This window comes from Kitasatospora sp. NPDC056783 (assembly GCF_042789895.1).
Classification (GTDB): Bacteria; Actinomycetota; Actinomycetes; order Streptomycetales; family Streptomycetaceae; genus Kitasatospora.
Map to the genome: position 1 here is coordinate 14,598 of NZ_JBHUAF010000035.1, position 21,268 is coordinate 35,865.

Annotated in this window: 29 protein-coding genes, 2 tRNA genes and 1 pseudogene; 21 read left to right on the forward strand and 11 right to left on the reverse strand. The window is 72.2% G+C overall.

Annotated elements, in window-relative coordinates; all coding sequences use genetic code 11:
- Positions 1-669 precede the first annotated feature (669 nt).
- The 7 genes from ACFRMQ_RS08360 to ACFRMQ_RS08390 form a co-directional block, all read right to left on the reverse strand.
- Positions 670-1,575, reverse strand: coding sequence for an RNA polymerase sigma factor SigF (locus ACFRMQ_RS08360; protein ID WP_380728271.1), 906 nt, complete (start codon positions 1,573-1,575; stop codon positions 670-672).
- A 144-nt stretch (positions 1,576-1,719) separates the two neighbouring features.
- The gene (locus ACFRMQ_RS08365; protein WP_380728273.1) at positions 1,720-2,661 is read right to left on the reverse strand and encodes an RNA polymerase sigma factor SigF; all 942 of its coding nucleotides are present in this window, start codon (positions 2,659-2,661) and stop codon (positions 1,720-1,722) included.
- 224 nt (positions 2,662-2,885) lie between these two features.
- A complete protein-coding gene (locus tag ACFRMQ_RS08370) occupies positions 2,886-3,179 on the reverse strand; it encodes a Dabb family protein (protein ID WP_380728275.1) in 294 nt (97 codons plus the stop codon).
- Between the two features lie 79 nt (positions 3,180-3,258).
- The gene (locus ACFRMQ_RS08375) at positions 3,259-3,423 is read right to left on the reverse strand and encodes a hypothetical protein (RefSeq protein ID WP_380728277.1); all 165 of its coding nucleotides are present in this window, start codon (positions 3,421-3,423) and stop codon (positions 3,259-3,261) included.
- 482 nt (positions 3,424-3,905) lie between these two features.
- Positions 3,906-4,001 (reverse strand) — tRNA-Ser (locus ACFRMQ_RS08380).
- Between the two features lie 103 nt (positions 4,002-4,104).
- On the reverse strand, positions 4,105-4,710 hold the full coding sequence (locus tag ACFRMQ_RS08385; protein WP_380728279.1) for a histone deacetylase: 606 nt from the start codon (positions 4,708-4,710) through the stop codon (positions 4,105-4,107).
- A gap of 94 nt (positions 4,711-4,804) precedes the next feature.
- Positions 4,805-5,569, reverse strand: coding sequence for a GntR family transcriptional regulator (locus ACFRMQ_RS08390; protein WP_380728281.1), 765 nt, complete (start codon positions 5,567-5,569; stop codon positions 4,805-4,807).
- A 537-nt stretch (positions 5,570-6,106) separates the two neighbouring features.
- On the opposite strand from ACFRMQ_RS08390, the gene ACFRMQ_RS08395 reads away from it, so the two are divergent.
- From ACFRMQ_RS08395 to ACFRMQ_RS08490, 20 genes and pseudogenes are all read left to right on the forward strand, one after another.
- Complete coding sequence (locus tag ACFRMQ_RS08395; RefSeq protein WP_380728283.1) at positions 6,107-6,400, forward strand: hypothetical protein; 294 nt, start codon at positions 6,107-6,109, stop codon at positions 6,398-6,400.
- Positions 6,397-7,041: a hypothetical protein gene (locus ACFRMQ_RS08400; RefSeq protein ID WP_380728285.1), complete on the forward strand. Its 645-nt coding sequence runs from the start codon at positions 6,397-6,399 to the stop codon at positions 7,039-7,041. The genes ACFRMQ_RS08395 and ACFRMQ_RS08400 overlap by 4 nt, the downstream gene beginning before the upstream one ends.
- A complete protein-coding gene (locus ACFRMQ_RS08405) occupies positions 7,038-8,309 on the forward strand; it encodes a hypothetical protein (RefSeq protein ID WP_380728287.1) in 1,272 nt (423 codons plus the stop codon). Before ACFRMQ_RS08400 ends, ACFRMQ_RS08405 begins: the two co-directional genes overlap by 4 nt.
- Positions 8,310-8,326: 17 nt before the next feature.
- Positions 8,327-8,467 (forward strand): hypothetical protein, encoded by a 141-nt coding sequence (locus tag ACFRMQ_RS08410; RefSeq protein WP_380728289.1) that lies wholly within the window; start codon positions 8,327-8,329, stop codon positions 8,465-8,467.
- Between the two features lie 49 nt (positions 8,468-8,516).
- A complete protein-coding gene (locus ACFRMQ_RS08415; protein ID WP_380728292.1) occupies positions 8,517-8,903 on the forward strand; it encodes an ATPase in 387 nt (128 codons plus the stop codon).
- 16 nt (positions 8,904-8,919) lie between these two features.
- Positions 8,920-9,090, forward strand: coding sequence for a hypothetical protein (locus ACFRMQ_RS08420; protein ID WP_380728295.1), 171 nt, complete (start codon positions 8,920-8,922; stop codon positions 9,088-9,090).
- Between the two features lie 173 nt (positions 9,091-9,263).
- On the forward strand, positions 9,264-10,271 hold the full coding sequence (locus ACFRMQ_RS08425; RefSeq protein ID WP_380728298.1) for a hypothetical protein: 1,008 nt from the start codon (positions 9,264-9,266) through the stop codon (positions 10,269-10,271).
- Between the two features lie 20 nt (positions 10,272-10,291).
- Positions 10,292-10,699, forward strand: coding sequence for a hypothetical protein (locus tag ACFRMQ_RS08430; protein ID WP_380728301.1), 408 nt, complete (start codon positions 10,292-10,294; stop codon positions 10,697-10,699).
- A gap of 7 nt (positions 10,700-10,706) precedes the next feature.
- Positions 10,707-11,744, forward strand: a complete 1,038-nt coding sequence (locus ACFRMQ_RS08435; RefSeq protein WP_380728303.1) for a hypothetical protein — start codon at positions 10,707-10,709, stop codon at positions 11,742-11,744.
- Between the two features lie 23 nt (positions 11,745-11,767).
- Entirely contained in the window at positions 11,768-11,938 is a 171-nt protein-coding gene (locus tag ACFRMQ_RS08440) for a hypothetical protein (RefSeq protein ID WP_380728305.1), read from the forward strand.
- A gap of 35 nt (positions 11,939-11,973) precedes the next feature.
- Positions 11,974-12,144, forward strand: coding sequence for a hypothetical protein (locus ACFRMQ_RS08445; RefSeq protein ID WP_380728307.1), 171 nt, complete (start codon positions 11,974-11,976; stop codon positions 12,142-12,144).
- 100 nt (positions 12,145-12,244) lie between these two features.
- Positions 12,245-12,535 carry a hypothetical protein gene (locus ACFRMQ_RS08450; RefSeq protein ID WP_380728309.1) on the forward strand — a complete coding sequence of 97 codons (291 nt, stop codon included), beginning with the start codon at positions 12,245-12,247 and terminating at the stop codon, positions 12,533-12,535.
- Positions 12,536-12,582: 47 nt separating this feature from the next.
- Positions 12,583-13,035, forward strand: a pseudogene (locus ACFRMQ_RS08455) (DNA cytosine methyltransferase); the annotation flags it as partial.
- Between the two features lie 127 nt (positions 13,036-13,162).
- Complete coding sequence (locus ACFRMQ_RS08460; RefSeq protein ID WP_380728328.1) at positions 13,163-13,546, forward strand: hypothetical protein; 384 nt, start codon at positions 13,163-13,165, stop codon at positions 13,544-13,546.
- Between the two features lie 23 nt (positions 13,547-13,569).
- Positions 13,570-13,734 carry a hypothetical protein gene (locus ACFRMQ_RS08465; protein ID WP_380728330.1) on the forward strand — a complete coding sequence of 55 codons (165 nt, stop codon included), beginning with the start codon at positions 13,570-13,572 and terminating at the stop codon, positions 13,732-13,734.
- On the forward strand, positions 13,731-14,081 hold the full coding sequence (locus ACFRMQ_RS08470) for a hypothetical protein (protein WP_380728311.1): 351 nt from the start codon (positions 13,731-13,733) through the stop codon (positions 14,079-14,081). The genes ACFRMQ_RS08465 and ACFRMQ_RS08470 overlap by 4 nt, the downstream gene beginning before the upstream one ends.
- Positions 14,082-14,153: 72 nt before the next feature.
- On the forward strand, positions 14,154-15,092 hold the full coding sequence (locus ACFRMQ_RS08475) for a bifunctional DNA primase/polymerase (protein WP_380728313.1): 939 nt from the start codon (positions 14,154-14,156) through the stop codon (positions 15,090-15,092).
- A 70-nt stretch (positions 15,093-15,162) separates the two neighbouring features.
- Positions 15,163-16,728, forward strand: a complete 1,566-nt coding sequence (locus ACFRMQ_RS08480; protein WP_380728315.1) for a YfjI family protein — start codon at positions 15,163-15,165, stop codon at positions 16,726-16,728.
- Positions 16,729-17,043: 315 nt separating this feature from the next.
- Positions 17,044-17,277, forward strand: coding sequence for a helix-turn-helix domain-containing protein (locus tag ACFRMQ_RS08485; protein ID WP_380728317.1), 234 nt, complete (start codon positions 17,044-17,046; stop codon positions 17,275-17,277).
- A 13-nt stretch (positions 17,278-17,290) separates the two neighbouring features.
- Entirely contained in the window at positions 17,291-18,553 is a 1,263-nt protein-coding gene (locus tag ACFRMQ_RS08490) for a tyrosine-type recombinase/integrase (RefSeq protein ID WP_380728320.1), read from the forward strand.
- A gap of 85 nt (positions 18,554-18,638) precedes the next feature.
- Here ACFRMQ_RS08490 and ACFRMQ_RS08495 read toward each other — a convergent pair.
- From ACFRMQ_RS08495 to ACFRMQ_RS08510, 4 genes are all read right to left on the reverse strand, one after another.
- Positions 18,639-18,728 (reverse strand) — tRNA-Ser (locus ACFRMQ_RS08495).
- Positions 18,729-18,795: 67 nt separating this feature from the next.
- Positions 18,796-19,323, reverse strand: coding sequence for a tRNA adenosine(34) deaminase TadA (gene tadA, locus ACFRMQ_RS08500; RefSeq protein ID WP_380728322.1), 528 nt, complete (start codon positions 19,321-19,323; stop codon positions 18,796-18,798).
- A gap of 55 nt (positions 19,324-19,378) precedes the next feature.
- Positions 19,379-19,915 carry a tRNA adenosine deaminase-associated protein gene (locus tag ACFRMQ_RS08505; protein WP_380728326.1) on the reverse strand — a complete coding sequence of 179 codons (537 nt, stop codon included), beginning with the start codon at positions 19,913-19,915 and terminating at the stop codon, positions 19,379-19,381.
- Between the two features lie 280 nt (positions 19,916-20,195).
- On the reverse strand, positions 20,196-20,432 hold the full coding sequence (locus ACFRMQ_RS08510) for a hypothetical protein (RefSeq protein ID WP_380728324.1): 237 nt from the start codon (positions 20,430-20,432) through the stop codon (positions 20,196-20,198).
- A gap of 162 nt (positions 20,433-20,594) precedes the next feature.
- On the opposite strand from ACFRMQ_RS08510, the gene upp reads away from it, so the two are divergent.
- Positions 20,595-21,230 (forward strand): uracil phosphoribosyltransferase, encoded by a 636-nt coding sequence (upp, locus tag ACFRMQ_RS08515; RefSeq protein ID WP_380699758.1) that lies wholly within the window; start codon positions 20,595-20,597, stop codon positions 21,228-21,230.
- The last annotated feature ends 38 nt before the right edge of the window (positions 21,231-21,268 follow it).

Genomic DNA, 21,268 nt, shown 5'->3' on the forward strand with positions numbered 1-21,268 from the left:
GAGGGACCGATTGGGCGAGAGTGCAGCGAACCTGTTACCAACGTTCATGGCGAGGCCATGAAGGCGCTGATTGTGACCGGAACCGTGCCGGTGGCGCAAATAGTGAATTGAAAATGAAAAACCGGAAGCTGAGTGCTACGGATGGCTACCGAGGGTGTGGCTCAGCGGGCGGGCGGGGCACCTGCACTGTCGCCGTTGCGCATGACACTCTTGCACAACTCGTCGCCCTACTGGGCAGGTTCATGCAATATCGAGCAGTGCTGTGCCACGGGAGAGTCCGAAATTGCAATGGGGGCGCTCGCGGCGTCGATCAGCATACCGAGCCGGGGGGATTCCGGAGCGTATGGAATGCGTCACCGAAGGCTGCGGAATCCCCGCTGGTCGGACGCCGTTCCCGGTTCGCGAGGCGGGTCCGGTGCCCGCGGTCCGGACGGGCGCCGGGCGCCCGACGGGCGGATTCCGCGGCCGTTCACGGCCCCGCCCGGTGATGGCCTGAATCGCACCGCACGGGCCTTGCCGTGCCCTGCGCGAGCCTCGCCGTGCCCCTGACGGACCGGCCCGCCTCCCGCACGCGTACGGACCGGCCCGCGCCCCGCACGGGCCGGCCCGGAGGCCGAACACGCGCCGGGGCCGGGCCGGATGATCCGACCCGGCCCCGGCGAGGGCGGCTCAGCCCTCGTTGATCAGCCCTTCGCGCAGCTGGGTCAGCGTCCGGGTGAGCAGCCGGGAGACGTGCATCTGGGAGATCCCGATCTCCTCGCCGATCTGCGACTGGGTGAGGTTGCCGAAGAACCGCAGCATGATGATCCGGCGCTCGCGCGGCGGGAGCTTGGCCAGCAGCGGCTTGAGCGACTCCCGGTACTCGACGCCCTCCAGGGCGAGGTCCTCGTAGCCGAGCCGGTCGGCCAGCGGCCCGTCGCTGTCCTCCTCACCGGTGCTGGAGTCGAGCGAGCTGGCGGTGTACGCGTTGCCGACGGCCAGGCCCTCGACCACGTCCTCCTCGCTGACCCCCAGGCAGGCCGCCAGCTCGGCGACGGTGGGGGAGCGGTCCAGCCGCTGGGAGAGTTCGTCGCCGGCCTTGGTGAGCGCCAGCCGCAGCTCCTGGAGCCGTCGCGGCACCCGGACCGACCAGCTGGTGTCCCGGAAGAAGCGCTTGATCTCGCCGACCACGGTGGGCATCGCGAAGGTGGGGAACTCCACCCCGCGCTCCGGATCGAAGCGGTCGATAGCCTTGATCAGGCCGATGGTGCCGACCTGGACGATGTCCTCCATCGGCTCGTTGCGGCTGCGGAAGCGCGCCGAGGCGTACCGGACCAGCGGCAGGTTGAGCTCGATCAGGGTGTCGCGGACGTAGGTGTGCTCGGCGCTGCCCGGGTCCAGCGCGGCCAGCCGCAGGAACAGCGAGCGGGAGAGCGTCCGGGTGTCCAGTCCGGAGCCGGGCGGCGTCTCGGATCCGGCGCCGGGACCGGGCGGTCGGAGCGGTTCGACCCGCGGCCGCGGGACCAGATCCTCGGCGACGGCCGTGCCGGTGGCCCGGCCGGCGTGGATCTCCGCAGTGCCCAGCTCTCCGGACATGCACCCACCCCCTCGTGACTGTCAGTTGAACGGGGGCCGTCGCGCGGAGGTTCCCGGCGAGGGCCTTCCCCCTGCATACCGGAACACGGTCCACGGCAAACCCGAACGTCGCAAGATGTCACGCCGGAGTAACTCGCTGCAATCTCACTCTTCCCAGGAGTTGCCGGTCCGAAGCCTCGTCAGGATCCGCGAGAGCAGCCGGGACACGTGCATCTGGGACATTCCCAGCTCGGTGCTGATCTGGGACTGCGTCAGGTTGGCGAAGAACCGCAGCATGACGATCCGCCGCTCCCGCTCGGGCAGCTGGACCAGCAGGTGGCGGACCATGTCGCGGTGCTCGACCTCGGCCAGTGCCGAGTCCTCGTAGCCGAGCCGGTCGAGCAGGGCGAGCCCGCCCTCGTGCTCCTGCGCGGCCTCCAGGGACGCCGCGTTGTACGCCCGCCCGGCGTCCAGGCAGGCCCGCACGTCCTCCTCGGGGATCCGCAGGCTGGCGGCGATCTCCGGCACCTTGGGCGCCCGCCCGTGCAGCACCGTCAGTTCCTCCATCGCGCCGCTGACCTGGACCCACAGTTCCTGGAGCCGGCGCGGGACGTGCATGGTGCGGACGTTGTCCCGGAAGTAGCGCTTGATCTCGCCCAGGATGGTCGGCAGCGCGTAGGTGGGGAACTGGACGCCGCGCTCGGGGTCGAAGCGGTCGATCGCGTTGATCAGGCCGATGGTGCCGACCTGGACGACGTCCTCCATCGGCTCGCTGCGGCTGCGGAAGCGGGTGGCCGCGTAGCGGACCAGCGGGATGTTCACCTCGATCAGGGCGGCCCGGACCCGCTCCCGCTCGGGGGCGTCCGGGGGGAGTTCGGCGAGCCGCTCGAACAGCACCCGGGTCAGCGTCCGGACGTCCACGGCGGGGCGGCCGCCGGGGCCGCGCAGCCGGTCCGGGCGGAGCTCGCCGGCCGGGCTGGTGATCGCAGCCAGCACTTCGTCCACGGACACCTCACCCCTCCCAAAGTCGTCAATGGCGGGCCCTGCGGATCGGGTGTCGCGGCTGGCTGGCTTCACTACCTCGCCATGTCCGGCAAAACCGGTCATAGCATCACAAGGCGGGCATGCGTCGGGCAAGCACCCGGCGGAGGTGTGTTGGTCGGGCGTTCAACCCCGCCCGGGGCCGCCGGCGAAGCGCCGTGCGGATCGTCCCGGGACATGGCGCGGCGCCCCGCCCGGAGGTCGGACGGGGCGCCGCGGTCCGTCCGGGGGAAGGGCCCGGAGCCGGCTTCCGGACGGGCTGGGGCGGACGGGCTGGGTCGGACGGGTGCTCAGACCTCGATGTCGGCGATCACCCAGGTGGCGAACTCGCGCCAGAGGCCGGCCGCGGCCTGGTGGTCCGGGTGGGTCAGGTAGGCCTGGAGGGCGTCGTGGTCCTCGACCAGGCTGTTGATCGCATAGTCGTATGCGATGTCCCGGTCGGTGGTGTTCCAGCCGCACTCCCACTCGCGCAGCTCGGGGATCACGGTGCCGAGCGCGGCGAAGGCCTTGGCGCCGGCGAGCACGCGCTCTTCGTCCTTGCCGACGCCTTCGTTGAGCTTGAACAGGACCAGGTGGCGGATCACGATTGCCGCTCCTCGCGGACGGGGACAGAGGGTCCCGCTCACCGTAGCCGGTGCGCGGCGGCCGTTCGGGGGCCGCCCGCTACTTGATCAGACCGGTCATGAAGGTGCCGACCGCCTTGGCCGCGTTCGAGATCCCCTCGAACCCGAGCTGGACCAGCTCGGCGGACCGGGAGGGCGAGGTGATGATCGAGTAGAGCACGAAGACGAGCAGGAGGGCGATGCCGATCTTCTTCGCCTGCGCCATCGGGTGACCTTCCTCCAGCCGTGGGCCGCCGTGGTCCGGTCCCCGAGCGGCCTGCCAGGGGCAGCTTATCCACCCGGACGGGCTATCAAGTGTGCGACGCGTTCGGCCGGCGGGACGAAGGTCCCCGCGAGTGGGGCCTTTCTCCGGGTGCCCGGTCGCGGGCCGGGCGGCAGGATGGAGGTGTGCCGCGGATCTGGCAGGAATCCCCGGTACGTGGATCCGGAGCTCCCCGCTGTGGGACCGGCCGTCGTGGCTTCCCCCCGACGCGGCGCCGGTTGTGGGACTCCGTCGGGGGAGCGGTCAGTCCCCCCGAACCGCTCCCCCTCCAGGCTCCGTACGGACCGGGCACCGGTGGTCATCGGCCCGGGGTGCGGAGCCGTTTTTCGTGCCCGCCCGGTACGGGGGGACACCGGCACCGGGAAGCCGGGGGACAAACGCCGAGGGCCCGTCCGGATCGGACGGGCCCTCGGGCTTTCGAGCGGTAGCGGTGGGATTCGAACCCACGGTGGAGTTGCCCCCACACACGCTTTCGAGGTCTGTGCGGCCCTGTTCGGCGGGGTTCGCCGGGGTTCCGACCCCAGGCGGGAGGGATGTCGTTGGGGTGCGGTGAACCCCGGCGAACGGAGGCGAATGAGACCAGAACTGAGACCAGAGATCCGGTCGCTACCTGGGCGATTGCGCCTACGACTCCGGCGCGCCGCCCGGGGTCTCGGTACTCAGTGCATCCATGATCGCTTCCGTGGTCCAGGCGCCGGCCACGCCGGGCCGGGCCCCCAGGTATTCGGCCGTCTCCTCCGTAGACCAGCCGTGCGCCTCGTGCAGCCCAGACGCGAAGTTCCGGAGGTAGGCGGCGGACGGGCGGGTCACCTCGGCGTCCGCCCGCCGCCATGGGGCGGTGAACGTCAGCACCGGGTAGCCGTCGATCTGCCCCGGACACACCAACGTCTCGTAGCGGCCGGGACCGAGGCTGACGCTCCCCAGCCTCAGAGCCGGCGTGAGGTCGAGGTCTTGCCCGGGTTGCTCGTGCATCTCCTGTGCTGCGATGTCGGAGAACTGCTCAGGAGTGATCAGGTAGGCCCGCGCCGGCATCTCCCCGACGTCCGTCTGGTCGTAGAAGCCCATGCCACCGGTCCAGACCTTCGACTCCAAGGCGAAGTAGAGCTGTCCGGGCAGCAGCACCGGCAGCGCCGCACGGGGCGGACGCTGGTCGCGGCACCCGGGGTAGGTTCGTGCGCCGCCCGGCGGGCAGCCGCCCGCGATGTAGTGCATCAGTCGGTCGAGGTGCATGTTCGAGCCGTAGGCGGCGTACCAGACGAGCTCTGGATACGGCTCGCGGCCGGTCAGGGGTTCTGGACGTCGGGCAGCGCTCGGAGTCGTCATGTCAGTCCGTTGAGACGTCGTAGCGGATGACGTGCCTGTCACCGGGGAGTGTCGTGATCATTACCCGGAGGGGCCTATCGTCCTTGTCGTAGCCGGTCCGGCGGTGGACCGCGACCGGAGTAGCCGCGGGTAGGACAAGCCGCTCGCTCTCCTCCCGGGTGGGCATCCGGACCGTGATCTCGTCGCTGTACCGCACCTGGATCAGGCCGGCGCTGGCGAGGATGCCCCCAGGGGCCGACACGTCCTCGGGCAGCATCAGTGGAGTGTCCCTGACCAGTTCCTCGGGGAAGTAGCTGTCCGCGAGGGCATACGGCTCGTGATCCACGTAGCGGATTCGCTCGCGTACGACCGTCAGCGCCGTCGCCGGGTCGAGCTGAAGCTGTCGCGCCACCTCCTCCGGGGGGCGCCTGATCGACACCCGAATCTCCTGGCGCGGCTCCTGGCCGTTGGCCGCGATCTGGCTGGCCCACTGGTCGCCAGCGGTGTGGTTCGCCTCATGAACCGACCGGGACTCCATGGTGGTCCAGTTCCACACGGCGGGCTCGTAGCGCTCCCGGACGAAGGTGCCGCGCCCCTGGGCGGACACCAGCAGCCCTTCGTCTGTCAGGCGGCCGAGGGCGAGTCGCACCGTGTTCCGACTGACGTCGTAGGTAGTGGTCAGTTCTTCTTCCGACGGGAGCTTCTTGCCGGGTGCCAACTTCCCCTGGTTGATCTGAAGCCGCAGGTCATCGGCGATGGAGTGGTAGCGCGCGACCTGTTTGGCCATGCCGGATCTCCCTGACTTGGAGGACTTGTTCCAACAAGGTACCTCGAAGCGCTTGACGAAGCGAGCGCCCATGCTCCAAGCTCATGCCATCAGCTTGTTGGAACAAGTCATCCAACAAGACCAGGTGGGGTTGCATGCCTGGTGGGGCCTTCTTTGGGCTGCTCTGACCTGCACAAACGCGCCCGTGAATGGCCGGCTACCGCCGTGCCCGGGGCGAAGGGGCCCGGGACAAATCGGGCCGAGGCAACCGGCGCCTTGGCAGTCCGGATGGCTAGAGACCGAAAGGTCAACGCCGCCCATGCCTGGGAGTACATCCCGAAAAGGCGGCATCACGGGCCCCACTCCGCTTCGGCGGGGGGCCCGAGTTGTGAACGAGTGACTTTTGCCCGGCCCTTCCGCTCGCCGGTTGGGCCGTGGCCATGGCTACTCGTGCACCACGAATAGCTGGGCCCGCATGAGTTGGGCTGGCGCGCGAACCTTGGCCGGGAGCGCGCCAGCCCCTCACGGGCCTACTCGCCTACTGGAAGAGGTAGACCCGTGAAGTCGATTGTTGCAGGCCAGATGGCCCTGACGCCGGAGGAGTTCGCCGAGCTGGCGCTCGGTCTCGCCGTGGACTCGGAGTTCACCCGGCTGTTCACCGGCATGCCCGGCGAGACCGAGGTCGAGCGCGAGGCCCGGATGGACGCTGCGGACGACATCCTGGCGGACCTGCGCCGGGAGGACCCGGAGCTGGCCGCCTACGCCGAGCGCCTGCTGAGCATCGCGCCGGTGCCGCTGCGGCGCCCGGCCGTGATCCACCGCACCGCAAGCGCCGAGCGGGTGGCGGCGTGAACGACATCCTGAACGGCACCGGTTGGCACTTCGACGCCGAAACCGGGCTGACCACCCGCAACCCCAAGCCGACGGTGACCGGGCCGACGCCCCTGTTCGAGGTCCTCGCCCTGCCGGACGACCTGCTGCGACAGGCCGTCGCCGCGCACGAAGCCGGCCACGTGGCGGCCATGCTCCACTTCGGTATCCCGTTCAAGAGTGTCGCCATCCGTGACGACCTGTGCGCGGCACCGAACGGCGGAAACGTCGCCGAGGTCGACGTCACCTGCGGTTTCTCGGTCCCGCTCTACACCGGGCTGGTCGCATTCGCCGCTGGCGAGCGGGCCCAGGACCGGTGGCTGCGCGAGGCCGGTCTGTGGACCTCCGTCCGGGGCTGGGCGGCCGAGGCGGGAGCCCTCGGCGACCGCCGCGAGATCTACCGGGCCGTGGACGAGGCCTTCGGCCGGGACGTCACCTTCGGAGCTTCCGACGACCCGTGCCGGGACATGTCCGCGCTGCATGACCACACCGACGCCCTGCTCGACACGCTGTGGGACCAGGCGACGGCCCTCGCCGACGCCCTGTCCCGGCGCGGACGGCTGACCGAGCAGCAGGCCGCCGAGGTCACCGGGCTTTCCCCGAGGGCGGGGTGGCGGCGGTGAGCGGGCTGGGCGAGTTCCGCGCCGAGCGGCGCGAGGACCGGCGTGCCGAGCGGGCCGATGCCCGTGCGGACCGGCGCGAGGAGCACGAGCAGCGCCGGTTGGATGCCGAGGCGGCCCGCCAGCGGCGCGAGGCCGACGAGCGCGCCGCCGAGCAGGCGAAGGAGCGGCGGCGGGCGGCGCGGGCCGTGCGGCTGGGCCGGGTGACCGGCTGGGTCGCGGCGAATCCGGCGCGGGCGTTCGTCCGGCTGGTGCAGGCGTGCTCGATCGTGCCGGCCGTGGTCTCCCAGGTCGCGGCTCTCGACCACGCCAAGGTCGCGGTCCTGCTCGCGGTGCTGCTGGCCGCGATGCTGGAAGGCGGCGCGTGGGCGTTGGTCGCCCTGGGCGCCCAGGCCGAGGGCGAGCGCTCCACCCACACCTACCGCCTCGGCGCCTGGGCCGCCGGGACGGTCGCCGCCGGGATCAACTTCGCCCACGGCTGGACGCAGTACCCGCACTACCACTGGGTGGCGTTCGTGCTGGCCCTGTCCAGCATCGGCGCCGTCTGGCTCACCGATCTGCAGACCCATGGCGGCCGGGGCCCGACCACGGCGGAGAAGAAGCAGGCGAAGGAGCGTGCCGAGCACGCCCGCCAGCGGGCCGAGCACCACCCGAAGGTGCGGGAGGTCGCGGACCGGCTGCTGTCCGCCGCCGCCTACGGAGCGTTGTCGACCGACGCGGCGTGGCGCATCGCGTGGGAGTACGTCCACGGCGTCACCACCCCCGGCCTGACCGCCGAACTGCTCGCCCAGCGCCTCAACGCCCGCGCCCGCGTGGCAGAGCTGAGCACGCTTCCCGCGCCGGCCGATCTGTGGCCGGGCATGCCCGACGATCCGTTCCCCGCCCTCACCCTCCCCCTGCCCTCCGGACCATCCGACGGTGTCTATCTCGACACCGTTCCCGACGGCCTGCGGAACGCTTCCCCGATCACGACGGAAGCGCTCGAAGCCCTTTACCGAACGGGGTCGTACGCACCCGCACCCGATGCCGGGGCCCCAGGGAGCGAGTCCTCGGACGGTCCCGTCGGGAACGCTTCCGCGACCGCCGGGGAACGCCCCCTCGACCCGGCCGACATCGGCCGGGTCCGGGTCCTGGCCGACGACCTCGCCGCCCGTGGCGAGGAGCTCAGCACGAAGAAGGTCCGCGACGCGCTCGGCTGCCGCAACGACTACGCGGTGCGCCTGCGCCGCCAGGTCGTCACCGAGCGCAACGACCCGCCGGCCACCACCTGACCTCGAAGGAGACCGACATGAAGACCTGCGACTACTGCGGCGAGGCCAAGCCGGACGTCGAGGACATCGTGGACCCGTTCGTCCAGGACGTCTGCGACGAGGAGTGGGTGCGCCCGCTCTGCGGCGCCTGCTACCGGCTGCGCTGCGAAGAGATCTGACCCTCTCCCCCGGCTCCACCCCGCCACGCCGCACATGGAGAGCACTGTCATGGCCCTGACCACCATCGAGGTCGTCAGCTTCGGCTACCTGCACGCCGACCCGCCCGAGGCGACCGTCGTCCTCGACCTGCGCCGTCACTTCCGCGACCCGCACGTCGACCCGGCCCTGCGTCACCAGAGCGCCCACGACCTGCCCGTCCGACAGGCCGTCCTGGCCACCCCGGGCATCCGGGAGCTGATCGCGGGCACCGCGCTGCTGGCCGACGCCTACGACGCCGGACCGACCGAGGCCCCGCTGACCATCGCCGTCGGCTGCGCGGGCGGCCGCCACCGCGCCGCCACCGTCGCCATGGCCCTCGCCCGGCGCCTCGCCAAGACCGGCTCCACCGTCCGGCTCACCCACCGCGACCTCGACAAGCCCGTCGTCGACCGCTGAAGGAGCGCGTGACCTGATGCAGATCTTCCGCCGCAACCAACCGCAGTCCGGCCAGCAGCGCCGGGCCGCCGCCGTCCGCGACGCGGACCGCGAGGGCCAGCGCCAGATCGACGCCCACCCCACCAGCCGCTCCATCACCGCCTGGCACCGCGACCCGGCCCCCCGCGCCTGGTGGCGCTCCTCCTGACCCGCCCTTCGGTGGTGCACACCCCCGCGCGCTCCAGGTGCGCGGGGGTGTGCACCATCCCTGACCAGGGAGAATCCCATGGGCTACATGCTCTGCTTCATCTTCCTCGCGGCAGACCTCCTGATCGCCGTCGTGTGCGTCCGCGAGCTGATCCGCCGGGGCGGGTGGAACCGATGACCATCCCCCCGCCCCCGTCCGAACCGCCCACCGCCGGCGTCTTCGGCCCCCCGCCCGCCGAGTGGTGGCGTAAGTCCGGCCCCGTCATCCCCCCGGGTCTGCCGGACACCACGGTCCACACCCCGATCCCGATCGGCGCCGCCCCTTCCGGACCGCCCTCGATGGAAGCCGCCGCCGAGGCGTTCTGGGCCCCGGCTCGCGCAATCTTCGCCGAGCAGGCCACGGCGATCGCCTCCCAGGTGGGGGAGCAGATCGGCCAGTTGCTGACCGAGAGCGAGGCCCAGCGCTCGGCACGTCAGCAGGTCGAGTACGAGGAGATGCTCGCGGGCCAGCGTGCCCGGATGGACGCCGCGCTCGGCAAGGTCGGGGAGAGCACCCAGGAGCGTTCGGCGCGTCACCGCGTCGAGGACATCCTCACCCCGAGCACGCCGGGCCGCCGTGACGACCTGGTCGGCCTGGTCGACCTCCTCGCGGACCGGATCTCCGAGACCCCGCAGGACCGGACCGCCCGCCGGGAGGCCGAACACGAGCTGGAGAAGCAGCGCGTCCGCGCCGAGGAGGACCGGGCCCTCGCGGCCGCCGGGGAGACCCCCGCTCAGCGCGACCTGCGCCACCGCCGCCAGCGCCTCGCCGACCAGCGCGAGGCCAAACTCCGGGCCCGCCGCCAGCACCGCAAGGCCTCCCGCGCCAAGGCCGGCTCCTCCTCCGACCGTACCCGCCGCTTCCGCCGCTGGTGCGTCCTCACCGCCATCAGCGCGGTCGGCGGCTACGCGACCGGCCTGGTGCCGCTGATCACGCCGGGCGGGCCCTTCGTCGGCCTGCTGCTGGCCGGTGCCGGCTGGGCCCTCGACCTCCACCTGCGCGACCGGGGCCGCCTGCGCGTGAGCGAGGTCCGCCGCCCCGGACCCCTCCTGATCCTGATCGCCGCGCGTATCCCGGTCGCCTCCGGCCTCGCCGTCGCCACCGGCATCGCTCCGATCTTCGCCGCCCTCCCCCTCTTCTAGCCCGTCAGGAGACAGACACCATGAGCAGCCTCATCGCGATGGGCGCCGGCGGCGCCGCCACCGTCACGACCATGTACCTCTACGTCGGCGTCCGCGGCAAGAACAAGATCACGATCGACGACGACCAGGTCCCGTTCTGGGCGTTCGGCATCGGCCTGCTGGCCGCGAACGCCGGCACTGCGTTCCAGCAGCTCAGCGGGATCGGCGAGCAGTTGGGCGCCTCCCTCCAGGGCAACGCGGCACTGGGGGACTGGCAGACCGGCGCCACCGCCGCCGTCCTGACCATCGCCACCTTCGGGCTCAAGGCGCGGCCGTGGAAGGACGCCCTGTGCGGGGCCGTCGCCCCGTCGCTGTACGCCTCGGCCGGCGGGTTCTGGGCCATCCCCGCGTCCGTCCTCAGCGGCATCATCAACTCGATCATCGGCTGAGGCACCGATGCCCACCCACCTCCAGGAAGACCTCGCCCTGCACGCCGAGACCCTCGCCGCATGGCGCGAACTGCGCGCCGCCGCCCGCGAGATCGAGGACCCCGCCGAGCGCGCCGCCGCCCTCGAAGCCCTCAAGGGCAAGCGGCCGACGCACCCCTACCTCGGCGGCCTCTCCCTCACCGCCCTGCGCCAGGGCAACCGCCGCCTGCTCACCCCGCTCCGGGCCCGCACCGCCGACGCCCGCGCCGAACACGCCCAGACCCTCGCCGCCTGGAAGGAACGGCGCGCCGAGGCCCAGAAGATCAAGGACCCCGAGCAGCGGGGCAAGGCCATCGACGCGCTGGGCGAGCGCCCGAAGCACCCCGTGCTGGTCGCCGCCGGGTGCGCCGTCGTCTGCTCCGTCCTGCTCGCCGGCGTCCCCGCCGTCCGCCACTACGCCCCGGTCGCCATCACCAGCGGCCTCACCCTGTGGGCGATCGCCGCCCTGATCCTCGGCCAGAACCCCGACCACGCACAGCGACCGGCCCCCGCCGAACCGGCCCCGCAGAACACCCCCGGAACCGACCCCCGGGAGCCCCCTGAGGAGCCGGCCGAAGAGCCCTCCGAAGGGCCCGAGGAGGACGTCGAGGAGGAGCCCTCGCCGACCGTCCCGACCCCGACCGAGGCCCGCCACGCGGTGGCCGTCCTGGGGGCCGACGGCGCCCACGTCGCCCTTACCGCCGTGACCGCCCGCCTGGCCGCCGCACACCCCCGCTGGGAGCGCTCCGCAAAGGCCACGAAGGCGCTCCTCCAGGGCGCCGGCATCCGCTACCGCGACGGGGTCAAGGTGGACGGGGTCAGTGTGCCGGGCGTCCACCACGACGACGTGCCCCCGCTCCCCTCCCCCTCTGAGCGCACCCCCGGACCGGTTGTTGTGCCAGGTCAGAGCAACAACAACAACCACAACAACGCCCAACAGCACTCCAGCCGAGAGGGGTTCGTCATGCGCGCCGACCCCGACAACCCCGCCCGGACGATCGTCGTCAACCGCACCGCCGCCGCCTGATCCACCACCACGAAAGGCACCTCGTGCACACCTACCAGTGGCCCGACAAGGTCGTCCCCGAACTCACGCTGGAGGAGCTGACCGAAGCCCTCCAGGCCGCCGAGAAGGGCGACCACAACATGAACCCCGCCGTGGTCGAGAGCTGCCGGCGCGAGTGGGAGCGCCGCCACGGCCTCACCCCGACCGAGGACTGAGCCAAGGCCTCTCCCACCCCCGAAGGGACAGCACCGTGTACGACGACTACGACGAGGACGACGCCGCCGACTGGGCGCCGGGCGAGTGCGACCACTGCACCGGCGGCGAGCCCATCGAGACCCCGCTCGGACTCATCTACTGCGCCTGCCGGATCGGCCAGGGCGCCGCTCCCGAGGACTGCCTCTGCGGTCCCGAGGACGACTGACCGACACAGCACAAACGCCCCGCAGCAACCGCCGAACTTGGCAGAGAGACGGTTGCTGCGGGGCGTGTCCGATCCCTCTCAGAGACCAGAGGACTCCAGCATGCCCGGAAACACCCCCGCGCCGCAGCAGCTCCGCTGCGAAGCCGCCCACCTCGGCGACGAAAGCCCCTGCGATGGCCCGCGCGACGCCGTGACCGTCCTCGACCGCCACGGCGACGCCGCCAAGGCCTGCGTGCACCACGGCATCCGCCTGTACGCCAGCCTCGTCGGCCCCCGGGTCTACCCCGGCAGCGTCCCCGACGCGGCCATCGAGGTCTACTACCGCGCCCAGACGACCTCGGCGTTCGCCTGGCTCGACCACCACCAGCTCCCCGACTGGGACGAGTCGTGAGCGGGCCCCGCATCGGCTCGTTGTGCAGCGGGTACGGCGGCCTGGACATGGCCGTCCAGGCCGTGCTGGGCGGGGAATTGGCGTGGGTGGCCGACCCCGACCCGGGCGCCTCGGCGATCCTCGCCCACCACCACCCGCACACGCCGAACCTCGGCGACATCACCGCCGTGGACTGGACGGCGGTCGAGCCGGTGGACGTGGTGACCGCCGGCTTCCCCTGCCAGTCCGTCAGCCTGGCCGGTCTGCGCGCCGGGATCGTCCCCGGCGCCGCCTCCGGCCTGTGGGCCGAGGTCGCCCGCGCCGTCCGTGAACTCCGGCCCTCCCTGGTGGTGATCGAGAATGTCCACGGCCTCCTCTCGGCGAAAGCCGACCGCGGAAACGCTGGAGTGGGACCCGGATCGCAGGATCTGGACCCGGCAACCGGACGGCCCCTCGCTCTTCGCGCTCTCGGCGCCGTTCTGGGAGACCTGGCCGGCCTCGGGCTCGATGCGGAATGGACGAGCCTGCGAGCGTCCGACGTCGGCGCCGCCCACCAGCGCAACCGGGTCTTCCTCCTCGCCTGGCCTGCCCACCCCCAGGGCCCGCGACTCCCGTGGCCCGGGCTTCCCGGACGGCCCGCCGAACACGGTGTCGCTGCTGCCCACCCCGACCGTGTCGGAGGCCACCGGCCCGGGGCACACCGCCCGGGGCGGGATGAACCTGCGCCACACCGTCAGCCTGCTGCCCACCCCCAGGGACTCGGAGAACGAGAACCGGCAGACCAGGCGCACCCCCTCGCAGGAGGCCGGGAAGCACGGCCTGTCGCTCGCGGCCGAGGTGGCCTCACTGCTGCCGACGCCGAGGGCGACGGACGGGACCAAGGACGGGTCGAACCAGCGCGGCAGCCGGGGGGACCTGACGTTGCCCTCGGCGGCGGCGCGGATTGGGGCCCGTACGGCCCGGCCGTCCACCGCTGGGAAACGGTCCTCGGCCGGCCCGCACCCCGGCCAACTGACGATTCCGGGCGCCTGAGCCCGGTCTTCGTGGAGTGGTTGATGGGCCTGCCCGCAGGTCACGTCACCGCCGTCCCCGGCCTGACCCGCACCGCCCAGCTCCGCGCCCTGGGCAACGGTGTCCTGCCCGACCAGGCCGCCGCCGCCCTGCGCCTGCTCCTCGACCGCGCCACCACCGGCGGTACCGGGCTGGGGGTCGCGGCGTGAATCGGACCCCGCCCCTCGGCGACAACGGCGGGCTGTGGCAGGCCGTCATGGCCGCCGCCGCGGGCCGATGCCAGTGCCGCGGCACCTGCGGCAAGAACCACGACAAGGACGGCGGGCGCTGCCCCGCCGCCCACGGCGCCTACCTCCGCCACGGCGCCCCGCCCGTTCGCCTGCTCGCCGCCCCCGCCGACCCGGACGGCCTGCTCCTGCCCGCCCACCAGGCCGCCGCCCTGCCCAAAACCTCGCTGGCGGCCTGGTGCCCGGCCTGCCACGACGCCACCCGCCGCACCGCCCACAAGGCCCGGCAGGCCGCCGCCTCGGCCGCCGAACCGGACGCCCTCTTCTGACCACCTGTCACTGCCCGGGACCGGCACGATCGCCATCCGGTCCCGGGCCCCCTATGCGAAGGGATGTGCCGCATGACCGGTAACCCCCTGCTGACCGCCGCTCTGGCGGTCGCCGAACGCGTCTGGCGGGTCTTCCCGCTCGCCCCCGGCTCGAAGTACCCGGCACTGCACGGCGAGAAGGACTGTCCCCGCACCGGCGCCTGCCAGACCACCCACCTCGGGTGGGAGCAGCGCGCCACCGCCGATCCCGACACCATCCGCCGCGCGTGGCAGGTCGCCCCGTACAACGTCGGCCTCGCGTGCGGGCCGTCCGGCGTGGTGGTGGTCGACCTGGACGTGCCCAAGCACCGCCGGGACCTGCCGCCCGCCAAGTGGACCGGGCGGGGCATCACGGACGGGCGGGACGTACTCGCCGCGTTGTGCGAGCAGCACGGCCAGGCGTGGCCGCGGACCTTCGAGGTCCGCACCGGCAGGGGCGGCGCCCACCTGTACTTTGCCGCCCCGGCGGGCGTGGTCCTGCGCAACACCTGCGGGGAGAAGGGCAACGGGCTTGGCTGGAAGGTCGACACCCGCGCCGCCGGCGGCTACGTCGTCGCCCCCGGCAGCGTCGTCAACCACCGCCCCTACACCGTCGTCAATGACACCGCCCCGATCCCGCTGCCCGCCTGGCTGCTCGGCCTGCTCGCCCCCAAGCCCGCCCCAGCGACCGTGGTGGTGAACGCGGGCGCGGTGAGGGCCAGGATCGGGCGGCTCGGCGCGTACGTGGGCGCGGCGGTGTCCCGGGAGACGGCCAAGGTCCGGGAGACCGGCGAGGGCGGGCGCAACGACCGGCTGTTCGCCTCCTCCGCCGCCCTCGGCCGCCTCGTCGCCTCCGGCGCGCTGCCCGAGGCGGACGCCACCGACGCCCTCCTGAGCGCGGGCCTGGAAGCCGGTCTCGGCGAGGCGGAGTGCCGTCGCACCATCGCCAACGGCCTCGCCCGGGGCACCGGAGCCATGGGGCGGGCCGCGTGAGCAACCGTCGCCCGTCCTGCGCCGAGGAGAAGCGCTTCTCCTCGGGGGATCGCCCGAGGTGGGGGGCCGAGTGAACGCCCCCGCCGCGCCGTCCGGGTCGCTGTTCACCGAAGGCTGGGAGGACACCGCCCCGCCCGGCGTCGACCCCGGTCCACCCGCGTGGGAGGAACCGATCCCGCTCGGCAAGGCCCGCTCCCTGCCTCCGTTCCCCGCCGACGCGCTGCCCAAGTGGCTGGGTGCCATGGTCGACGCTGTCGCGGAAGAGACCCAGACCCCCGCCGATCTCGCCGGCGGCATGGCGCTGGCCGCGCTGTCCACGGCCTGTGGAGGGCGGGCGGTCGTCTCCGTGCGTGGGCGCTGGCGCGAGCCGGTGAACCTGTACCTGGTCACCGCCCTGCCGCCCGGCAACCGCAAGTCCGCCGTGGTCGCCCTCATGAGCGCGCCCGTTCTCGCGGTCGAGAAGGTGTTGGTGGAACGGGCCACAGCCCGGATCGCCGAGGCGGAGGTCACGGCCAAGCTCGCCCGCTCTGCCGCCGAGAAGGCCGCCCATAAGGCCGCCAACGCCGACCCGAGCGACCAGGACCGGCTCACCGCCGACGCGATCAGCCTCGCCCAGGCCGCCGAGCAGACCATCGTCCCGGTCCGCCCGCAGCTCATCGCTCAGGACGTCACCGCCGAGAACGCCGCGACCCTGCTCGCCGAGCAGGGCGGGCGCCTGGCCCTGATGTCCGCCGAGGGCGGCGGGATCTTCGACATCATCGCCGGCCGCTACAGCGGCAAGCCCAACATGGACGTCTTCCTCCAGGGCCACGCAGGCGACATGCTCCGCGTCAACCGGCAGGGCCGCGACGCCCAGTTCATCGAAGCGCCCGCCCTGACCATGGGCCTGGCCATCCAGCCGTCCGTCCTGGAGGACATCGCCAAGGTGAACGGGTTCGACGGCCGCGGCCTGCTCGCCCGCTTCCTGTACGCCGTCCCGGAATCCCTGGTCGGCTACCGCAACCTGGAGCCCGACACCGTCCCCGACGAGGTCGCCGACGCCTACGCCGAGAAGGTCCGCACGCTCACCCTGGCCATGGCCGACTGGACCGACCCCGCCGTGCTCACCCTCAGCCCCGAGGCCGACGCCGTCATGCTGGAGCACCGCACCCAGGTGGAGCACAAGCTCCGCAAGGGCGGCCCGCTGCGGCCCATCGCCGAGTGGGCCAGCAAGCTCGACGGCGCCGTCGCCCGCATCGCCGGCCTTCTCCACCTCGCCGACCACCCCGAAGACGGCTACGCCATCCCGATCAGCGCCGACACCCTCACCGCCGCCGCCCGCATCGGCGCCTACTACACCGCCCACGCCCTGACCGTCTTCGACGCCATGGGCGCCGACCCCGCCCTCACCAAGGCCCGCACCGTCCTCGCCTGGCTCCAGGCCAACCCCGCCGACAGCCACACCAAACGCGAGATCTTCCGAGGCCTGCCCAGCGGCGCCTTCCCCGCAGTCGCCGACCTCGACCCCGCCCTCGACCTCCTCGAAGACCACGGCTGGATCCGCCAGGAACCCGCCCCACCCCGCACATCCCGAGGCGGTCGGCCCCCCTCCCCCCGCTACCAGCTCCACCCCCAACTCACCCAACCCACCACCTGACCCTCCGACACAACCGACAGAACCGACACAACTCCCAGACCGCGCCCGCTCACCTGCGAAAACACCAGCGCCGACCTCAGAGACGGAACCGGACACAAATCCCGACACAACCCACCCGCCCGACCGGGCAGGGGTTTCTGTCGGAGTTTCCAACCGGTTCCGTCATTCAACCCGCGCCCCGCAAAACCGCAGCTCAGAGCCGTAGAGAAGAGGTTCTGTCAGTTCTGGCAGTTCTGTCAGCCCCCTGGGGCCGCCCGCGAATGCCCAGCGCGCTCGAAGCCCACCGCCCGCTCCCCCTGGCAAGGAGTAGCCGCAGTGACCGTCACCGCTCTCGGGGGCCACCCCGATCACGACCCCACCCTCGTCGCCCTCACGGTCGAAGAGGCCGCCCGCCGGCTCAGCATCGGCCGCACCACCATGTACGCCCTCATTCGCGACGGCGAGATCGAGACCATCCCGATCGGCCGGGCCCGGCGCGTGCCAGCGGAGGCCGTCATCGAGTACGCCCGCGCCCGCATGCGGAAGAACATCACCCCCATCGCAGCCTGAGGAGGCAGCACCCTTGGCGACCCGTCAGCCCAACGGCGGTTCCAGCATCTACCAGGACAAGGACGGCAAGTGGCACGGCCGCGTGACCGTCGGCGTCAAGGACGACGGCACGCCGGACCGCCGCCACGTCCGGGGGAAGACCCGGGCGGAGGTGACCAAGAAGGTCCGGGAGCTGGAGCGGAAGCGGGACGACGGCAACGTCCCGAAGGCCGGGAAGAAGTGGACCGTGGCGGAGTGGCTCACCCACTGGGTGGAGAACATCGCCGCGCTGCACGTCCGGCCGAACACCCTGGCCGGGTACCGGGTCGCGGTGAACATCCATCTGATCCCCGGGGTGGGCGCCCACCGGCTGGAGAAGCTGGAGCCGGAGCACCTGGAACGGCTCTACAAGAAGATGCAGGCCAACGGCAGCAAGCCCGCCACCGCCCACCAGGCACACCGCACCATCCGGACGGCGCTCAACCAGGCGATCCGGCGTGGGCACCTCACCCGCAACGTGGCGTCGCTGGCCGTCGCACCCAAGGTGGAGGAAGAGGAGGTTGAGCCGTACGAGGTGGAGGAGGTGCAGGCGCTCCTCCTGGAGGCTGGCAAGAACCGGAACAGCGGCCGATGGGCCATCGCGCTGGCGCTCGGCCTGCGGCAGGGTGAAGCGCTTGGACTCCAGTGGCGTGACATCGACCTGGACGCGGGAACCCTGCGCGTCCGGCAGGCCCGGCAGCGACCGAAGTACGCGCACGGCTGTTCGGAGCCGTGCGGCCGGAAGCACGCCGGCCGGTGCCCGGAGAGGGTCCGGACCAACGCGGACGCCGCGCTCACGAAGTCGCGGGCGGGTAAGCGGCTGATCGGCCTTCCGGATCAGCTGGTGAAGCTGCTCAAGCTCCACAAGGAGGAGCAGGACCGGGAGCGACTGGCCGCCCGGCAGGAGTGGGTGGAAGGCGGGTGGGTCTTCGCCTCGGAGACCGGACACCCGCTCATCCCCCGAACAGACTGGGACCGGTGGAAGGAACTGCTCGCCGCCGCCGGCATCCGGGACGGGCGCCTGCATGACGCTCGTCACACTGCCGGGACCATCCTGCTCCTGCTCGGCGTCCCCGAGCGGATCGTCATGGAGATCATGGGGTGGTCCAGCACCGCCATGACCCATCGGTACCAGCACGTGACGGCCCGGATCCGGCGGGACGTGGCGATGCAGATCGGCGGCCTCATCTGGGAGGTGGCCAAGGACTCCGCCGACGGCGACCAGGACGAGCCGGGCGGCACGGAGAAGGCGGCCTAACGGGTGAACTGAGACCAGAACTGAGACCGCAACAAAGAAGGGCACCTACGAACGTTCGTAGGTGCCCTTCTTTGTTCCTGCTCAATGGCGGTAGCGGTGGGATTCGAACCCACGGTGGAGTTGCCCCCACACACGCTTTCGAGGCGTGCTCCTTTGGCCGCTCGGACACGCTACCGAGAGGAACTCTACCGGAGGGGTGGCGCAGTCACGAAATCCGTATCGCCGGGGCGGCCGGCGGGCCCTCAGCGGTGGGTGTCGAAGAAGGCGCGCAGCTGCTCGCCGCACTCCTCGGCGAGGACGCCCTGGATCACCTCGGGGCGGTGGTTGAGCCGGCGGTCGCGCATCACGTCGAAGAGCGAGCCGGCCGCGCCGGCCTTCTCGTCGAGGGCGCCGTAGACCACCCGGTCGATCCGGGACAGCACGATGGCGCCGGCGCACATCGTGCACGGCTCCAGCGTGACGACCAGTGTGCAGCCGCTCAGCCGCCACTCTCCGACCTTCGCGGCCGCCTCCCGGATCGCGACCACCTCGGCGTGCCCGGTCGGGTCGCCGACCGCCTCGCGCTCGTTGTGGCCGCGTCCGATCACCTCGCCGTCCCGGTCCAGCACGAGCGCCCCGACCGGTACGTCTCCGGTGGCCGGCGCCAGCGCGGCCTCGGCCATGGCGAGGCGCATCGGCGCCGCCCAGCGGTCGCGGACCGGGTCGGGGCGGACGGGTGCGGGCAGCGGGGGGACGTGCGGGACGGTCAGTGGGGTGGATGCGGGCTGCATGGCATCCAGTGTCGGGCATCCGGTGGCGGACACCGGCAGGACCGACCGGCCCCCGCTACCGGACGGCTTCCAGTACTTCGCCGCAGCCCAGCGCCTCGGCGATCTCCTCCAGGGCGTCGCCCGGCACCGCGCCCTCGCCGCTGAGCGCGAGGAGTTCCTCGGAGGCGAGGCCGAACTCGGTGAGCAGGTGGGCGTCGCCGAGCGGGCCGACCGGGACGCCGCCGCGGGCCTCGGCGTCCTCGTCGTCGGCCTCCTCGGCCTCCTCGGCCTCGTCCAGCAGGTGGTCCAGGTCGCCGAACTCGCTCTCGCCGGCCTGGTCGACCAACTCGTCGGTGAGGACGGAGCCGTAGGAGCTGCGGGCGGCCGCGGCGCCGTCCGACACGAAGATCCGCGGGTCCTCCTCGCCGTCCACGCGGACGATGGCGAACCAGGCGTCCTCCTGTTCGATGAAGAGCAGGACGCTGTCGTCGTCCTGGGCGCTGTCGCGCGCCAGGTCGGCCAGATCGGCCAGGGTTTCGACGTCGTCGAGCTCCGTCTCGCTCACATCCCACCCGTCCTCGGTGCGAGCAAGCACTGCAGCGAAGTACGCCACCAGGGACACTCCCAAGATCGTCGGTCTCGGCTGTCGGCGCGCACGGGCAATGCGAAAATCTGGCCGCCCCCGCGCCAGAGGCGGTCCGCTTGTTCGGACCGTCCCATCGGAATCGTGACAGAAAGCCCGCCCTCGCGGGGGGTGTTCGGCAGCGCGTCTTTGCAGGTCGTGTCGGAAGGACCGGGTGGCGGACAAGGAAGCCGGGCCGGGGCGGTCCGGGCCCGGTCGAAATTTGCTCCGAACGCTCGTCGGGGTGGTGCGGGGGCGGTGCCGGGCCGTGTCAGATCCGGAATGTTCGCATCCGAATCGCCTCGCGCATCCGCCGCTCCTTGGTCCGTCGGGGCTGGACCCGCTCCCTCAGTTCGCGGGCCTCGGCGAGCTCGCGCAGGAAGACGGCCCGCCGTTTGCGGCGGTCCGCCTCGGTCTCCGGGGGGTCGTGCGGAGGGCCCGGGCTGCCGCCCGGCCCGTCCACGGGCTCGTCCTTCGAGCCGTCCCCAGGGTTCGGGTTGCTCGTCATAAGAGGTGACATTCCCAGAACGGCCCGGTTGATACCACAGGAGATACTTCCGTCCGGGATCCGCGTCGGGTCACGGCGTGTCACCGCAGCGTCACCCGATCGGCCGCCCGGGCGGGGCACGGTGGGTCGTACACCCGTCCAGGACCGGGCTAACCTCGATACATGCGTCTCCACGTCGTCGACCACCCCCTGGTGGCCCACAAGCTCTCCACCCTGCGCGATGAGCGCACCGACTCGCCGACCTTCCGTCGCCTGACCGACGAGCTGGTGACCCTCCTCGCCTACGAGGCCACCCGTGACGTCCGCACCGACGAGGTGGAGATCACCACCCCCGTGGCGGTCACGCTGGGTACCCGGCTCAGCTACCCGCGTCCGCTGGTGGTCCCGATCCTGCGGGCCGGCCTCGGCATGCTCGACGGGATGACCCGGCTGCTGCCGACCGCCGAGGTGGGCTTCCTCGGCATGGTCCGCAACGAGGAGACCCTTGAGGCCTCCACCTACGCCACCCGGATGCCGGACGACCTCTCCGGCCGCCAGGTCTACGTGCTCGACCCGATGCTGGCCACCGGCGGCACCCTGGTCGCCGCGATCCGGATGCTGATCGAGCGCGGCGCCACCGACGTCACCGCCGTGGTGCTGCTGGCGTCCCCCGAGGGCGTCGAGGTGATGCGCCGGGAGCTGGCGGACCTGCCGGTCACCGTGGTCACCGCCGCGGTGGACGAGCGGCTCAACGAGAACGGCTACATCGTCCCCGGCCTCGGCGACGCGGGCGACCGGCTGTACGGCACCGCGGGCTGAGCCCCCACCGAACACGAACGTCCGAGAGCCCCCGGCAC

Coding starts and splice junctions, on each gene's coding strand:
- ACFRMQ_RS08360 (WP_380728271.1), bottom strand. CDS start 1,575: ATGTCCGGAGAGCTGGGCACTGCGGAGATCCACGCCGGCCGGGCCACC.
- ACFRMQ_RS08365 (WP_380728273.1), bottom strand. CDS start 2,661: ATGACCGGTTTTGCCGGACATGGCGAGGTAGTGAAGCCAGCCAGCCGC.
- ACFRMQ_RS08435 (WP_380728303.1), top strand. CDS start 10,707: ATGCCCACCCACCTCCAGGAAGACCTCGCCCTGCACGCCGAGACCCTC.
- ACFRMQ_RS08390 (WP_380728281.1), bottom strand. CDS start 5,569: ATGGCCAAACAGGTCGCGCGCTACCACTCCATCGCCGATGACCTGCGG.
- ACFRMQ_RS08420 (WP_380728295.1), top strand. CDS start 8,920: ATGCAGATCTTCCGCCGCAACCAACCGCAGTCCGGCCAGCAGCGCCGG.
- ACFRMQ_RS08410 (WP_380728289.1), top strand. CDS start 8,327: ATGAAGACCTGCGACTACTGCGGCGAGGCCAAGCCGGACGTCGAGGAC.
- ACFRMQ_RS08375 (WP_380728277.1), bottom strand. CDS start 3,423: ATGGCGCAGGCGAAGAAGATCGGCATCGCCCTCCTGCTCGTCTTCGTG.
- tadA (WP_380728322.1), bottom strand. CDS start 19,323: ATGCAGCCCGCATCCACCCCACTGACCGTCCCGCACGTCCCCCCGCTG.
- ACFRMQ_RS08475 (WP_380728313.1), top strand. CDS start 14,154: ATGACCGGTAACCCCCTGCTGACCGCCGCTCTGGCGGTCGCCGAACGC.
- ACFRMQ_RS08425 (WP_380728298.1), top strand. CDS start 9,264: ATGACCATCCCCCCGCCCCCGTCCGAACCGCCCACCGCCGGCGTCTTC.
- ACFRMQ_RS08415 (WP_380728292.1), top strand. CDS start 8,517: ATGGCCCTGACCACCATCGAGGTCGTCAGCTTCGGCTACCTGCACGCC.
- ACFRMQ_RS08385 (WP_380728279.1), bottom strand. CDS start 4,710: ATGCACCTCGACCGACTGATGCACTACATCGCGGGCGGCTGCCCGCCG.
- upp (WP_380699758.1), top strand. CDS start 20,595: ATGCGTCTCCACGTCGTCGACCACCCCCTGGTGGCCCACAAGCTCTCC.
- ACFRMQ_RS08510 (WP_380728324.1), bottom strand. CDS start 20,432: ATGACGAGCAACCCGAACCCTGGGGACGGCTCGAAGGACGAGCCCGTG.
- ACFRMQ_RS08450 (WP_380728309.1), top strand. CDS start 12,245: ATGCCCGGAAACACCCCCGCGCCGCAGCAGCTCCGCTGCGAAGCCGCC.
- ACFRMQ_RS08430 (WP_380728301.1), top strand. CDS start 10,292: ATGAGCAGCCTCATCGCGATGGGCGCCGGCGGCGCCGCCACCGTCACG.
- ACFRMQ_RS08465 (WP_380728330.1), top strand. CDS start 13,570: ATGGGCCTGCCCGCAGGTCACGTCACCGCCGTCCCCGGCCTGACCCGC.